This window comes from Pseudomonas gorinensis, from assembly GCF_042015035.1.
Classification (GTDB): domain Bacteria; phylum Pseudomonadota; class Gammaproteobacteria; order Pseudomonadales; family Pseudomonadaceae; genus Aquipseudomonas; species Aquipseudomonas gorinensis.
In genome coordinates this window covers 1,715,462-1,728,775 of the sequence record NZ_CP167125.1, presented here as the reverse complement: position 1 = coordinate 1,728,775, position 13,314 = coordinate 1,715,462, and the positions used below count along the sequence as shown (strand labels likewise).

13 protein-coding genes are annotated in these 13,314 nt (G+C 60.2%); 7 read left to right on the top strand and 6 right to left on the bottom strand.

Annotated features, from left to right (window positions below; all coding sequences use genetic code 11):
• Positions 1-436: 436 nt before the first annotated feature.
• Entirely contained in the window at positions 437-2,062 is a 1,626-nt protein-coding gene (locus AB7933_RS07830; protein WP_024073769.1) for a glucan biosynthesis protein D, read from the top strand.
• Between the two features lie 68 nt (positions 2,063-2,130).
• On the opposite strand, the gene AB7933_RS07825 is transcribed toward AB7933_RS07830, so the two are convergent.
• From AB7933_RS07825 to AB7933_RS07815, 3 genes are all read right to left on the bottom strand, one after another.
• Positions 2,131-2,316: a hypothetical protein gene (locus AB7933_RS07825; RefSeq protein WP_024073768.1), complete on the bottom strand. Its 186-nt coding sequence runs from the start codon at positions 2,314-2,316 to the stop codon at positions 2,131-2,133.
• A gap of 270 nt (positions 2,317-2,586) precedes the next feature.
• Positions 2,587-3,693, bottom strand: coding sequence for an NADH:flavin oxidoreductase/NADH oxidase (locus tag AB7933_RS07820; protein ID WP_024073767.1), 1,107 nt, complete (start codon positions 3,691-3,693; stop codon positions 2,587-2,589).
• A 224-nt stretch (positions 3,694-3,917) separates the two neighbouring features.
• Positions 3,918-5,819 carry a potassium transporter Kup gene (locus tag AB7933_RS07815; protein WP_024073766.1) on the bottom strand — a complete coding sequence of 634 codons (1,902 nt, stop codon included), beginning with the start codon at positions 5,817-5,819 and terminating at the stop codon, positions 3,918-3,920.
• Between the two features lie 288 nt (positions 5,820-6,107).
• Here AB7933_RS07815 and rimO point away from each other — a divergent pair, with 288 nt between their 5' ends.
• The 5 genes from rimO to tsaA all read left to right on the top strand — a co-directional run bounded on the left by rimO (position 6,108) and on the right by tsaA (position 10,045).
• The gene (gene rimO / locus AB7933_RS07810) at positions 6,108-7,448 is read left to right on the top strand and encodes a 30S ribosomal protein S12 methylthiotransferase RimO (protein WP_024073765.1); all 1,341 of its coding nucleotides are present in this window, start codon (positions 6,108-6,110) and stop codon (positions 7,446-7,448) included.
• Positions 7,449-7,560: 112 nt separating this feature from the next.
• Positions 7,561-8,034 (top strand): GNAT family N-acetyltransferase, encoded by a 474-nt coding sequence (locus AB7933_RS07805; protein ID WP_024073764.1) that lies wholly within the window; start codon positions 7,561-7,563, stop codon positions 8,032-8,034.
• A gap of 71 nt (positions 8,035-8,105) precedes the next feature.
• Entirely contained in the window at positions 8,106-8,816 is a 711-nt protein-coding gene (locus AB7933_RS07800) for an rRNA pseudouridine synthase (RefSeq protein ID WP_024073763.1), read from the top strand.
• A 68-nt stretch (positions 8,817-8,884) separates the two neighbouring features.
• A complete protein-coding gene (locus AB7933_RS07795) occupies positions 8,885-9,346 on the top strand; it encodes a DUF1456 family protein (protein ID WP_024073762.1) in 462 nt (153 codons plus the stop codon).
• 3 nt (positions 9,347-9,349) lie between these two features.
• The gene (gene tsaA, locus AB7933_RS07790) at positions 9,350-10,045 is read left to right on the top strand and encodes a tRNA (N6-threonylcarbamoyladenosine(37)-N6)-methyltransferase TrmO (RefSeq protein ID WP_024073761.1); all 696 of its coding nucleotides are present in this window, start codon (positions 9,350-9,352) and stop codon (positions 10,043-10,045) included.
• A 147-nt stretch (positions 10,046-10,192) separates the two neighbouring features.
• On the opposite strand, the gene fpr is transcribed toward tsaA, so the two are convergent.
• On the bottom strand, positions 10,193-10,972 hold the full coding sequence (fpr, locus tag AB7933_RS07785) for a ferredoxin-NADP reductase (protein WP_024073760.1): 780 nt from the start codon (positions 10,970-10,972) through the stop codon (positions 10,193-10,195).
• Between the two features lie 124 nt (positions 10,973-11,096).
• Between fpr and AB7933_RS07780 the strand changes: the two genes are divergently transcribed.
• Positions 11,097-12,023, top strand: a complete 927-nt coding sequence (locus tag AB7933_RS07780) for a LysR family transcriptional regulator (protein WP_024073759.1) — start codon at positions 11,097-11,099, stop codon at positions 12,021-12,023.
• Positions 12,024-12,026: 3 nt separating this feature from the next.
• Here AB7933_RS07780 and AB7933_RS07775 read toward each other — a convergent pair whose 3' ends face one another.
• Both AB7933_RS07775 and erdR read right to left on the bottom strand, forming a co-directional pair.
• Positions 12,027-12,389, bottom strand: a complete 363-nt coding sequence (locus AB7933_RS07775; RefSeq protein WP_017137081.1) for a diacylglycerol kinase — start codon at positions 12,387-12,389, stop codon at positions 12,027-12,029.
• A gap of 75 nt (positions 12,390-12,464) precedes the next feature.
• A complete protein-coding gene (gene erdR, locus AB7933_RS07770) occupies positions 12,465-13,115 on the bottom strand; it encodes a response regulator transcription factor ErdR (protein WP_024073758.1) in 651 nt (216 codons plus the stop codon).
• Positions 13,116-13,314: the final 199 nt, after the last annotated feature.

Sequence of the window (13,314 nt, the reverse complement as noted above, 5' to 3'; positions counted from 1 at the left end):
GGTCAATCAGAATGTCCGCGTTATCGCTGACGTTCTTCGCGAGCAAGCTCGCTCCTACAGTTGAAACACCTACAGCGATAAAACCCAGGTTTCCCCCATGGACATCACCCACCGCGACGTCCTCAACGACGTCGCCATCTCCCTCCCCCGGTTAGAGATGTAAACGATGTCCCCGGTTTATACCGGTTGCTCCCTCCCACCTTTGGATCTTCATAATGGTTGGGTAATGTGTTCACTCACAGCCCGGAAATGTCTTGTTTCATATGCGGCGCCATCACCCCGATATCAATCATTTTTCCTACGTCATAGAACCGCTTAAGCTATCCGGCGTCTGTTTAATGTCCGTTGCGTTTGGTCGAAGGCATGTCCGAACCGTTATTTTTGATCCGTTACGTGCCAGGAACGGCGCTGGATTTGCTCACGACAGGTTGTGTCTATGCACCGCAGGAATTTGCTTAAAGCATCCATGGCCATTGCGGCTTACACCGGATTGTCAGCCAGTGGCCTGCTGGCCGCGCAGGCCTGGGCCGGGAACCGTGCCGCCGACGGCAAGGCCGTGGCGTTCGATTTCGAAACGCTGAAGGCCCAGGCCAAACAGCTCGCCGGGACCGCATATAAAGACACCAAACAGGTGCTGCCGCCGACACTGGCGACCATGACCCCGCAGAATTTCAATGCCATCGGCTACGACGGCAAGCATTCGCTGTGGAAGGAGTTGAACGGCCAATTGGACGTGCAGTTCTTCCACGTTGGCATGGGCTTCAAGACGCCGGTGCGCATGCACAGTGTCGACCCGAAGACCCGGGAAGCCCGCGAAGTGCATTTCCGCCCTTCGCTGTTCAACTATGAAAAAACCACGGTCGACACTCAGCAACTGACCGGCGACCTGGGCTTCTCTGGCTTCAAGCTGTTCAAGGCACCGGAACTGGATCGCCACGACGTGCTGTCGTTTCTCGGCGCCAGCTACTTCCGCGCGGTGGATTCCACCGGCCAGTACGGCCTTTCCGCACGAGGCCTGGCGATTGATACCTACGCGAAAAAGCGCGAGGAGTTCCCCGACTTTACGCAGTTCTGGTTCGAAACCCCGGACAAGGACGCCACGCGTTTCGTGGTCTACGCCCTGCTCGACTCACCGAGTGCCACCGGCGCCTATCGCTTTGATATCGACTGCCAGGCCAACCAGGTGGTGATGGCCATCGACGCCAATATCAATGCGCGCACCGCCATCGAACAACTGGGTATCGCGCCGATGACCAGCATGTTCAGTTGCGGCACCCACGAACGGCGCATGTGCGACACCATCCACCCGCAAATCCACGACTCGGACCGCCTGGCGATGTGGCGTGGCAATGGCGAGTGGATTTGCCGCCCATTGAACAACCCGGCCAAGCTGCAATTCAACGCCTTCGCCGACACCGACCCGAAAGGTTTCGGCCTGGTGCAGACCGACCATGAGTTCGCCAGCTACCAGGACACCGTGGACTGGTACAGCAAGCGCCCAAGCCTGTGGGTCGAACCCACCACCGCCTGGGGCGAAGGCTCGATCGACCTGCTGGAAATCCCGACCACCGGCGAAACCCTCGACAATATCGTGGCCTTCTGGACGCCGAAAAAACCCGTGGCGGCCGGCGATTCGCTCAATTATGGCTACAAACTGTACTGGAGCGCCCTGCCGCCGGTGAGCACGCCGCTGGCGCAAGTCGATGCGACTCGTTCCGGCATGGGCGGTTTCACCGAAGGGTGGGCACCGGGCGAGCATTACCCGCCAGTTTGGGCACGCCGTTTCGCCGTGGACTTCAAGGGCGGCGGCCTGGATCGCCTGCCACCCGGCACCGGTATCGAGCCCGTGGTCACCTGTTCCCATGGTGAAGTGAAAGACTTCAGCGTGCTGGTGCTCGACAACATCAAGGGCTACCGCATTCTGTTCGACTGGTACCCGACCAGCGACAGCGTGGAGCCGGTGGAACTGCGCTTGTTTATCCGCACCCAGGACCGCACCTTGAGCGAAACCTGGCTGTACCAGTACTTCCCGCCGGCACCGGACCAGCGTAAGTACACATGATGCGTTGACTTGAGCATGGGCGTGGGCTTGCTCACCGCAGCAAGCCCGCACCCATGTTCAGCGGCGAATCAGAACCGCGACACGCTCTTCATCGCGCCAATCAGATACCGCATCGCCACCTGATCGCTTTCGGTCAGGGCGCGATACTGCGCCAGCAATTCAGCTTCATCGGAACTCAACCTTTGGGCGCGCGAGTACACCCTGCGGGTCAGAAAAGACACCACCACACCGGCTACACCATAGGACTTGGCCATGGACTGTTTCTCCTGATATCGATCAAAACTCCGTGTGCCCATTACCCGCCTCCCGTGAAGCGCAATGCTTCGGCAGACAAACCGGCTGACTCCCTGGGCCAGGAATCAGACTTACCCTAAGCGTAGAAACAATCTCGTGACGTGTGGGATTTTTTTAGAGTATTCACTTAAATAATTGGGTCAGGAATAAATACCTACAGCCCTGTCCCACAGTTGCGGGCAAAAAAAACCCACCGGGCCAGGGTGGGTTTTGTGAGCGCGGATGAAGGCTCAATCCCTGAGATCAGACTCATGAATCGGCTGGTCCCGATGAGTCGCCCGTTGGTACTGGGCCGGCCAGATTGCCTTGCGCCCACCGAGATCATCGTCGGCATGCAGCGGCCAGTACGGGTCACGCAGCAGTTCACGGGCGAGGAAGATGATATCGGCCTGGCAGGTGCGCAGGATGTGCTCGGCCTGGGCCGGTTCGGTGATCATGCCGACGGTGCCGGTGGCGATGCCCGACTCTTTGCGCACACGCTCGGCGAAGCGTGTCTGGTAGCCCGGCCCCGTGGGGATCTCGGCATTGGCGGCGGTGCCACCGGAGGACACGTCGATCAGGTCCACGCCCAGGTCTTTGAGGCGACGCGCCAGTTCCACGGTTTCATCCGGGTTCCAGCCGTCTTCCACCCAGTCGGTGGCCGAAACCCGCACAAACAACGGCAGCTCCTGGGGCCAGGCTTCGCGCACCGCTTCGGTCACTTGCAGCACCAGGCGGATACGGTTTTCAAAGGACCCGCCGTATTGGTCCTGACGCTGGTTGCTGATGGGCGACAGGAATTGATGTAACAGGTAACCATGCGCCGCGTGGATTTCCACCACCTCGAAACCCGCGGTCAACGCACGTTTGGCGGCGGCGACAAAGTCGCTGATCACTTGCTGGATCTGAGCGTCATCCAGTTGCCGGGGTTGCGTGTGGTTCGGGTCAAAGGCAATCGGCGACGGCCCCACCGGCACCCAGCCGCCGTCTTCCGGCTTGACGCTGCCATGCTTGCCGATCCACGGCCGATGGGTGCTGGCCTTGCGCCCGGCGTGGGCCAGTTGAATGCCGGCCACCGCGCCCTGGGCGGCGATAAAGCGGGTGATGCGTTGCAAGGGTGCGATCTGTTCATCGTTCCACAGGCCCAGGTCTTGGGCGGTGATACGGCCATCGGCGGTGACCGCGGTGGCTTCGGTAAAAATCAGCCCGGCGCCGCCGACGGCACGACTGCCAAGGTGGACGAGGTGCCAGTCATTAGCCAGGCCATCGACACAGGAGTATTGGCACATCGGCGACACGGCAATGCGATTGAGCAGGGTCAATTGGCGCAGGGTATAGGGTTCGAGCAGCTGACTCATGGCGCACCTCTTCTTGGCTTTTGGGCACTTCTGTAGGAGCGAGCTGGCTCGCGAAAGCCTCATAGACACCGCGTTTATCGAGGATCGAGGCGTTACCGTTAACGTTTTTCGCGGGCAAGCCCGCTCCTACACAACAGTGCTTAGAGCCTAGTCGACAACGCTGGATTGCACAGGGTTCAGAAACGAAAACGGGAGCCGATTGCCGGCTCCCGTGGTGTGGCCTCTTACATTTCGACCTGGGTGCCCAGCTCGATCACCCGGTTGACCGGGAGCTTGAAGAAACGCAGGTTGCCGTTGGCGTTCTTCAACATGAACGCGAACAAGCCCTCGCGCCAGCGCGCCATGCCTTTGATCCGCGAGGCGATGACCGTTTCGCGGCTGAGGAAGTACGTGGTGCGCATCGGGCTGAAATCCAGTTCATCCAGATGGCACAGTTTCAACGCTTCAGGCACGTCCGGCTCATCGGTAAAGCCGAAGTGCAGGATCACGCGGAAGAAACCTTCGCCATAGGCATCCACCTCGAAGCGCCGTGCGGCCGGCACCCGCGGAATATCCTCATAGACCACCGTCAGCAACACCACCTGCTCGTGCAGCACCTGGTTATGCAGCAGGTTGTGCAACAGCGCGTGGGGCACGGCGTCGGGCCGTGCGGTGAGGAACACCGCGGTGCCCTGCACACGATGGGGCGGTTGCACACGGATGCTGCCGATAAAGATCGGCAGTGGCAGGCCGCCTTCGTCGAGGCGATCCATCAGCAGTTCCTTGCCGCGTTTCCACGTGGTCATCAGGATAAACAACACGATCCCCGCCAACACCGGGAACGCACCGCCCTGGACGATTTTCGGCACGTTGGCGGCGAAGAACAGACCGTCCACCAGCAGGAAACCGATCAATACCGGAATCGCCAGCAGCGGTGGCCACTTCCACAGCAACAGCATCACCGCCGACACCAGGATACTGGTGATCAGCATGGTGCCAGTCACCGCGACACCGTAGGCGGAAGCCAGGGCATTGGAGGACTCGAAGCCCAGTACCAGCAGGATCACGCCCACCATCAACGACCAGTTCACAGCACCAATGTAGATCTGGCCTTGCTCGGCGCTGGAGGTGTGCTGGATGTGCATACGGGGGATGTAGCCCAGCTGGATCGCCTGGCGAGTCAGGGAGAACGCACCGGAAATCACGGCCTGGGACGCAATCACCGTCGCCAGGGTCGACAGCACCACCAGCGGAATCAACGCCCAGCTCGGCGCCAGCAGGTAGAACGGGTTGCGCGCCGCTTCGGGGTTTTCCAGCAACAACGCGCCCTGGCCGAAATAGTTGAGCACCAGCGCCGGCAGCACGAGGGCGAACCAGGCACGGGCGATGGGCTTGCGCCCGAAGTGGCCCATGTCAGCGTACAGCGCCTCGGCACCGGTCAAGGCCAGCACCACAGCGCCAAGAATCGCCACGCCCATGCCGGGGTGGACGACAAAGAAGCGCACACCCCAGACCGGGTTCAGCGCGTTGAGCACTTCCGGATGCTGGCTGATGCCATGCACCCCCAGGCCCGCCAGCACCAGGAACCACAACACCATGACCGGGCCGAACAGCTTGCCGATACGGTCGGTGCCGTGTTTCTGGATCAGGAACAGGCCCACCAGCACCACCAGCGACAACGGCACGACCCAGCGCTCAAGCCCATCAAAGGCCAGTTCAAGGCCCTCTACCGCCGAGAGTACCGAGATTGCCGGGGTGATCATGCTATCGCCGTAGAACAGCGCGGCACCGATCAGGCCGAGAATCACCAGCACCGACCGCAACTTGGGATACGGCGACGCCGCCCGCCGCGCCAGCGCCGTCAGGGCCATGATGCCGCCCTCGCCCTGGTTGTCGGCGCGCAGGATAAACAGCACGTACTTGATCGACACCACCCAGACCAACGACCAGAAAATCAACGCCAGAATGCCGAAGACCCCGTCATGATTGACTGAAACCCCATACCCCCCGGCAAACACCTCTTTAAGGGTATAGAGCGGGCTGGTACCAATATCGCCGTACACCACCCCGACCGCCGCCACCAGCATGCCTATCGGCTTGGCGTTTGAATGCTCGGCACCCGCTGCCTGACTACTTGCCTGACCCATCAACCACTCCTGCCCTTTGACCTGAGGTCTTTTATAAACAACGCGCCTAAGCTGACCCTAGCATGCGCTGTTTTACTTCTCGTAACAGACGTTTTATTGACCCAGGGCTTTCCCCGCGAGCAACGGCGCGAAGCATAGCGCAGCACTCGTCGCATTTCCCTGCATAAAGCTGGTCAAGTGCGTTGCCCGTCGCTAGAATTGCGCACTTTTTGATCAGAGGCGCAGCAAGCGCCCGTCCGCAGCCCTGTCATGCCCGACTGGCGGCGTCATTCAATACCGAGGTTAGACATGTCCACCACCATCGCAAAGGCCAACCCCAAGGTTGGCTTTGTTTCCCTGGGTTGCCCGAAGGCCCTGGTTGACTCCGAACGCATCCTGACCCAACTGCGCATGGAAGGTTATGACGTGGTGTCCACTTACCAGGACGCGGACGTGGTGGTGGTCAATACCTGCGGCTTCATCGACTCGGCCAAGGCAGAGTCGCTGGAAGTGATCGGCGAAGCCATCAAGGAAAACGGCAAGGTCATCGTGACCGGCTGCATGGGTGTGGAAGAAGGCAATATCCGCAATGTGCACCCGAGCGTGTTGGCGGTGACCGGCCCGCAGCAGTACGAACAGGTGGTCAACGCCGTGCACGACGTCGTGCCACCGCGCCAGGACCACAACCCGCTGATCGACCTGGTGCCGCCGCAAGGCATCAAGCTGACCCCGCGTCACTACGCGTACCTGAAGATTTCCGAAGGCTGCAACCACAGCTGCAGCTTCTGCATCATCCCGTCGATGCGCGGCAAGCTGGTCAGCCGCCCCGTGGGTGATGTATTGGACGAAGCCCAGCGCCTGGTCAAATCCGGCGTAAAAGAGCTGCTGGTGATCTCCCAGGACACCAGCGCCTATGGCGTCGACGTGAAGTACCGCACCGGCTTCTGGAACGGCGCGCCGGTGAAAACCCGCATGACCGAACTGTGCGAAGCCTTGAGCAGCCTGGGTGTGTGGGTGCGCCTGCACTACGTTTACCCGTACCCGCACGTGGACGAGTTGATCCCGCTGATGGCCGCCGGCAAGATCCTGCCGTACCTGGACATCCCGTTCCAGCACGCCAGCCCGAAAGTGCTCAAGGCCATGAAACGCCCGGCCTTCGAGGACAAGACCCTGGCGCGCATCAAGAACTGGCGCGAAATCTGCCCGGACCTGATCATCCGTTCGACCTTTATCGTGGGCTTCCCCGGCGAAACCGAAGAAGACTTCCAATACCTGCTCGACTGGCTGACCGAAGCCCAGCTGGACCGCGTCGGCTGCTTCCAGTACTCGCCGGTGGAAGGTGCCCCGGCCAACCTGCTGGACCTGGCCGTGGTGCCGGATGACGTCAAGCAGGACCGTTGGGAGCGCTTCATGGCGCATCAGCAAGCGATCAGCTCGGCGCGCCTGCAACTGCGCATCGGCAAGGAAATCGAAGTGCTGATCGACGAAGTCGATGAACAAGGCGCGGTTGGCCGTTGCTTCTTCGATGCGCCGGAAATCGACGGCAACGTGTTTATCGACGATGCCACGGGCTTGAAGCCAGGTGACAAGGTCTGGTGCACCGTGACCGACGCCGACGAATACGACCTGTGGGCTGAAAAACGCGACTGATCGCTTCCGCCTGTAAATAAAGTGCAAAAGCCCTGCCTCTGGACAAGATGCGGGGCTTTTTTAGGTCTATCGTTTTGCCCATCGACGCCAATTTCGGCAAGGGGCAGCGGGCATGCGTCAGCATTCGGTTATCCATACACCCAGAACCAGCGACTACGCGCATTTGGCAAGGATCTGGGAGGCCTCGGTGCGGGCCACCCATGATTTCCTGCCGGACAGTTATATCGAGCTGCTGAAAAACCTGGTGCTGACCCGCTACCTGGACTCGGTGATGCTGATCTGCACCAAGGACTCGCGCCAGCGCATTACCGGGTTTGCCGGGGTGGCCGCAGGCAAGGTCGAGATGTTGTTTATCGACCCGCAATACCGTGGCCAGGGGCTGGGCCGGCAATTGCTGCGGTACGCGATCGAATGCATGAATGCCGATGAGCTGGACGTCAACGAACAGAACCCCCAGGCCCTGGGCTTTTACTTCAAACAAGGCTTCGAGGTGATCGGACGCACAGAGCATGATGGCCTGGGGCAGCCTTATCCGTTGCTGCATTTGCGTTTGCGCCAGGCGCCGCAGCAGGCGCGCCAGGGTTAAATGAAATGGAGCCGGGATTAACCGGCTCCAGGCAGGTACAATAGCCGCCCCCTTTTGCTACGGCCCTTGTCATGACTGACCCCATACGCCTCTCCAAACGCCTTATCGAACTGGTCGGTTGCTCCCGTCGGGAGGCTGAGCTGTTTATCGAAGGCGGCTGGGTCTCGGTGGACGGTGAAGTGATCGACGAGCCGCAGTTCAAGGTCACGACTCAAAAGGTCGAATTGGACCCCGACGCCAAGGCCACCGCGCCGGAGCCGGTGACTATCCTGCTGCACGCGCCGGTTGGCGTGGATGCCGAGACGGCCATGGCCTCGATCAGCGCCGAAACGCTGTCCGAAGAGCACCGCTTCAGCAAGCGCCCGCTCAAGGGGCATTTCCTGCGCCTGACCGCCAGCGCCGACTTGCAAGCCAAGGCCAGCGGCCTGCTGGTGTTCACCCAGGACTGGAAGATACTGCGCAAGTTGACCGCCGATGCCGCCAAGATCGAGCAGGAATACGTGGTCGAGGTCGAGGGCGACATGGTTGCCCATGGCCTGAACCGCCTCAACCATGGCCTAACCTACAAAGGCAAAGAGCTGCCGGCGGTGAAAGCCAGCTGGCAGAACGAAAACCGCCTGCGCTTTGCGATGAAAAACCCGCAACCGGGCGTGATCGCCCTGTTCTGCGAAGCGGTTGGCTTGAAGGTCATCGCCATCCGCCGCATCCGCATCGGCGGCGTGTCCATCGGCAAGGTGCCGGTAGGTCAATGGCGTTATCTGTCCGGCAAAGAGAAGTTCTAAGCCACTCCCCCTTTCCAGGCGCCGCCCCACCCGGCGGCGCCCACTGTTGAAAACCAGGATTGCCCACCATGATTCACAATGACGTACTGCGCAGCGTGCGCTACATGCTCGACATCAGCGACAACAAGATGGTCGAGATCATCAAGCTCGGCGGCATGGACGTGACCAAGGAAGACCTGCTGACTTACCTCAAGAAAGACGAGGAAGAGGGCTTCGTGTTCTGCCCGGATGAGGTCATGGCGCATTTCCTCGATGGCCTGGTGATTTTCAAGCGTGGCAAGGACGAAAGCCGTCCGCCACAGCCGATCGAAACCCCGGTGACCAACAACATCATCCTCAAGAAACTGCGCGTGGCCTTCGAACTGAAGGAAGACGACATGCATGCCATCCTCAAGGCCGCCGAGTTCCCGGTGTCCAAGCCGGAGCTGAGCGCGCTGTTCCGCAAGGCCGGCCACACTAACTACCGTCCGTGCGGCGACCAGTTGCTGCGTAACTTCCTCAAGGGCCTGACGCTGCGGGTTCGCGCGTAAACCATGAGTTACCACGTCTCGCCCGTCGGCTTCGTGCGCTCCTGTTTCAAGGAGAAGTTCGCCATTCCGCGCCAGCCGCAACTGGCGCCTGCCGCACGGGGCGTGCTGGAACTGGTCGCGCCGTTCGACCAGGGCGAGGCGGTGCAGGGCCTGGAGCAGGTCAGCCATGTTTGGCTGTTGTTTCTGTTCCACCAGGCCCTGGAAGACAAGCCACGCTTGAAAGTGCGCCCGCCGCGCCTGGGCGGCAACACGTCCATGGGCGTATTTGCCACCCGCGCCACCCATCGGCCCAATGGGATTGGCCAGTCGGTGGTGAAGCTGGACAAGGTCGAGCCGGGGCGACTATGGATTTCCGGGATTGATTTGCTCGATGGCACACCGGTGCTGGATATCAAGCCGTATGTGCCCTACGCCGACATCATCGACACGGCCACCAACAGCATCGCCAGTGGTGCGCCGCAACTGATTCCGGTGCAATGGCTGAAGACGGCGCTGCAACAGGCACAAGGCCACGCCCAGCGCCTTGGGGAGCCGTTGGTGGAGTTGATCGATCAGTGCCTGGCGCAGGATCCACGGCCGGCGTACCAGACACCTGGGCCTGAACGCGAATATGGAGCGCAGTTCTGGGATGTGGATGTGCGCTGGCACTATCCCGAGGCTGGGATGATTTGTGTGCTGGAAGTGGTGCCGGCTGGATAAACCGGAAACCCAATGTGGGAGGGGGCTTGCCCCCGATGGCAGTGGGTCTGTCGACATGTAAGTTGACTGAATCACCGTCATCGGGGGCAAGCCCCCTCCCACATTCAGATCTTCTGTGTTGCCCAGTCAGCACATGGCCTGACTGCTTTACTTCTCGACGAACGCGCGCTCGATCAGGTAATCACCCGGCTCACGCATGCGCGGCGAAACTTTCAGGCCGAAGCTGTTCAGCACTTCGCTGGTCTCGTCCAACATGCTTGGGCTGCCGCACAGCATGGCGCGGTCGTCCTCGGGGTTGATCGGTGGCAGGCCGATGTCACGGAACAGCTTGCCACTGCGCATCAGGTCGGTCAGGCGGCCTTCGTTCTCGAACGGCTCACGGGTCACGGTCGGGTAGTAGATCAACTTTTCACGCAGGGCTTCGCCGAAGAATTCGTTCTGCGGCAGGTGCTCGGTGATGAATTCGCGGTAGGCAACTTCGTTGACGTAACGCACGCCGTGGCACAGGATCACTTTTTCGAAACGCTCGTAGGTTTCCGGATCCTGGATCACGCTCATAAACGGCGCCAGGCCAGTACCGGTGCTGAGCAGGTACAGGTGTTTGCCCGGCTTCAGATCGTCAAGCACCAGGGTGCCTGTCGGTTTCTTGCTGATGATGATCTCGTCGCCTTCCTTCAAATGCTGCAATTGGGAAGTCAGCGGGCCATCCGGCACCTTGATGCTGAAGAATTCCAGATGCTCTTCCCAGTTCGGGCTGGCAATGGAATATGCGCGCATGAGCGGGCGGCCGTTGGGCTGTTGCAGGCCGATCATCACGAACTGACCGTTCTCGAAGCGCAAGCCCGGATCGCGGGTGCACTTGAAGCTGAACAGAGTGTCGTTCCAGTGATGAACACTGAGGACACGCTCGTGGTTCATGTTGCTCATGTACGGGGGACTCCTGGAAATGGGTCTGCGCCAAATGATAGGTGCGCAATTGCACAGCATTCTAATGGCGGCGACAATATCTGTTAACTGGATTATTAAGATAAGGGTTATCGGTTATATCGATATGCGATTTACTCTCCGTCAACTGCAAGTTTTCGTCGCCGTCGCCCAGCAGGAAAGCGTGTCCCGCGCTGCTGGTCTCCTGGCCTTATCTCAATCCGCCGCCAGCACTTCGATTACCGAGCTGGAGCGTCAATCCAGCTGCCAATTGTTCGACCGCGCCGGTAAACGCCTGAGCCTCAACGCCCTCGGGCACCAGCTGTTACCCCAGGCGGTGGCCCTGTTGGACCAGGCCAAGGAAATCGAGGACCTGCTCAACGGCAAGTCCGGTTTCGGCTCCCTGGCGGTCGGCGCAACCCTGACCATCGGCAATTACCTGGCCACCCTGCTGATCGGCAGCTTTATGCAGCAGCACCCCGAAAGCCAGGTGAAGCTGCATGTACAGAACACAGCCAATATCGTGCACCAGGTGGCCCACTATGAAATTGACCTGGGTCTAATCGAAGGCGATTGCAGCCACCCGGATATCGAGGTGCAAACCTGGGTAGAGGATGAACTGGTGGTGTTTTGCGCGCCGCAGCACCACCTGGCCAAGCGCGGCATAGCGACCATGGAAGCGTTGACCCATGAAGCCTGGATCCTGCGGGAGCAAGGCTCAGGTACACGACTGACCTTCGACCAGGCCATGCGCCATCACCGCAGCGCGCTGAATATCCGCCTGGAGCTGGAACACACCGAGGCGATCAAGCGTGCAGTGGAGTCCGGGCTGGGGATTGGCTGTATTTCCCGATTGGCGCTGCGTGATGCCTTCCGCCGGGGCAGCCTGGTGCCCGTGGAAACCCCGGACCTGGACCTGGCCCGGCAGTTCTACTTCATCTGGCATAAACAGAAGTACCAGACCTCGGCCATGCGCGAGTTTCTCGAACTGTGCCGCGCCTTTACCGCCGGGGTACAGCGCAGCGACGAGATCGTGCTGCCGAGCATTGCCTGAGCCTTAGATCAGGATCACGGCCCACACCAGAGTGATCATGGTCAGGGCCACGAATTGCGCGGCGCTGCCCATGTCCTTGGCGTTTTTCGACAGGGGATGACGGTCCAGGGAAATGCGGTCGATCGCCGCCTCTACCGCCGAATTGAGCAATTCAACGATCAAGGCCAGCAGGCATACCGCAATCAGCAACGCACGCTCGACGCGGCTGACGTGCAGGAAGAAGCTCAGTGGGATCAGGATGACGTTCAACAACACCAACTGACGGAAAGCCGCCTCGCCGGTGAAAGCTGCGCGCAGGCCATCCAGGGAGTAGCCCCCTGCATTGAAGATACGTTTGATACCGGTTTGACCCTTGAAAGGCGACATAGATGTAGGCAACTGAACCAAAGGAGTGGGGAAACTAGATCAAGCAAAGTCAAAAAAGCGTGAAGCAATGACCGCTTAATGCTGCGAAATTGACTCAAGTTGTTGCAAGAGCAGTGCTGCCTGGGTACGCGTCCGCACGCCCAGCTTGCGAAAGATGGCTGTCACGTGGGCCTTGATGGTCGCTTCCGACACGCTCAACTCGTAGGCGATCTGCTTGTTCAAGAGGCCTTCGCAGACCATGGTCAACACCCGGAACTGCTGGGGTGTCAGGCTGGCCAAGCCATCACGGGCGGCCTTGGCCTCGTCGGACACGTTGATTTCTTCAAACGCTTGCGGCGGCCAGGACACATCGCCCTCCAACACCGCGCGCACGGCACGCTGGATCGCTTCCATGGAACTGGACTTGGGAATGAAACCACTGGCGCCAAACTCCTTGGAGCGCACCACCACGTCGGCCTCTTCCTGGGCCGAGACCATCACCACCGGAATCTGCGGGTATTGCCCGCGCAGCAGCACCAACCCAGAGAAACCATAGGCGCCGGGCATGTTCAGGTCGAGCAGCACCAGGTCCCAGTCGGATTTTTCGGTGAGGCGGGTTTCCAGCTCGGCAATGCTGGCCACTTCGACCAGGCGGACATCGGGGCCCAGGCCCAGGGTTACCGCCTGATGCAATGCACTGCGAAACAGCGGGTGGTCATCGGCTATCAGGATTTCGTATGTGGCCATTGATTAAATGATCCTGTTTTTTATGGCAGCCCTGATGGGTTCAGGGTTCGCCAGTACACAAGGCGATGGCCAGGCAGCCATCGCCACAGGGCAGGCTCAACGTCAAAAACACCTGGAACGACGTTGAAAACTCACGGTTGCGCCCTGATCGGCGCCCAGCATGCCCAGCGCAGCCTGGGGGGTCAAGCACTACGCCCGT

Coding starts and splice junctions, on each gene's coding strand:
- AB7933_RS07830 (WP_024073769.1), top strand. CDS start 437: ATGCACCGCAGGAATTTGCTTAAAGCATCCATGGCCATTGCGGCTTAC.
- AB7933_RS07825 (WP_024073768.1), bottom strand. CDS start 2,316: ATGGCCAAGTCCTATGGTGTAGCCGGTGTGGTGGTGTCTTTTCTGACC.
- AB7933_RS07820 (WP_024073767.1), bottom strand. CDS start 3,693: ATGAGTCAGCTGCTCGAACCCTATACCCTGCGCCAATTGACCCTGCTC.
- AB7933_RS07815 (WP_024073766.1), bottom strand. CDS start 5,819: ATGGGTCAGGCAAGTAGTCAGGCAGCGGGTGCCGAGCATTCAAACGCC.
- rimO (WP_024073765.1), top strand. CDS start 6,108: ATGTCCACCACCATCGCAAAGGCCAACCCCAAGGTTGGCTTTGTTTCC.
- AB7933_RS07805 (WP_024073764.1), top strand. CDS start 7,561: ATGCGTCAGCATTCGGTTATCCATACACCCAGAACCAGCGACTACGCG.
- AB7933_RS07800 (WP_024073763.1), top strand. CDS start 8,106: ATGACTGACCCCATACGCCTCTCCAAACGCCTTATCGAACTGGTCGGT.
- AB7933_RS07795 (WP_024073762.1), top strand. CDS start 8,885: ATGATTCACAATGACGTACTGCGCAGCGTGCGCTACATGCTCGACATC.
- tsaA (WP_024073761.1), top strand. CDS start 9,350: ATGAGTTACCACGTCTCGCCCGTCGGCTTCGTGCGCTCCTGTTTCAAG.
- fpr (WP_024073760.1), bottom strand. CDS start 10,972: ATGAGCAACATGAACCACGAGCGTGTCCTCAGTGTTCATCACTGGAAC.
- AB7933_RS07780 (WP_024073759.1), top strand. CDS start 11,097: ATGCGATTTACTCTCCGTCAACTGCAAGTTTTCGTCGCCGTCGCCCAG.
- AB7933_RS07775 (WP_017137081.1), bottom strand. CDS start 12,389: ATGTCGCCTTTCAAGGGTCAAACCGGTATCAAACGTATCTTCAATGCA.
- erdR (WP_024073758.1), bottom strand. CDS start 13,115: ATGGCCACATACGAAATCCTGATAGCCGATGACCACCCGCTGTTTCGC.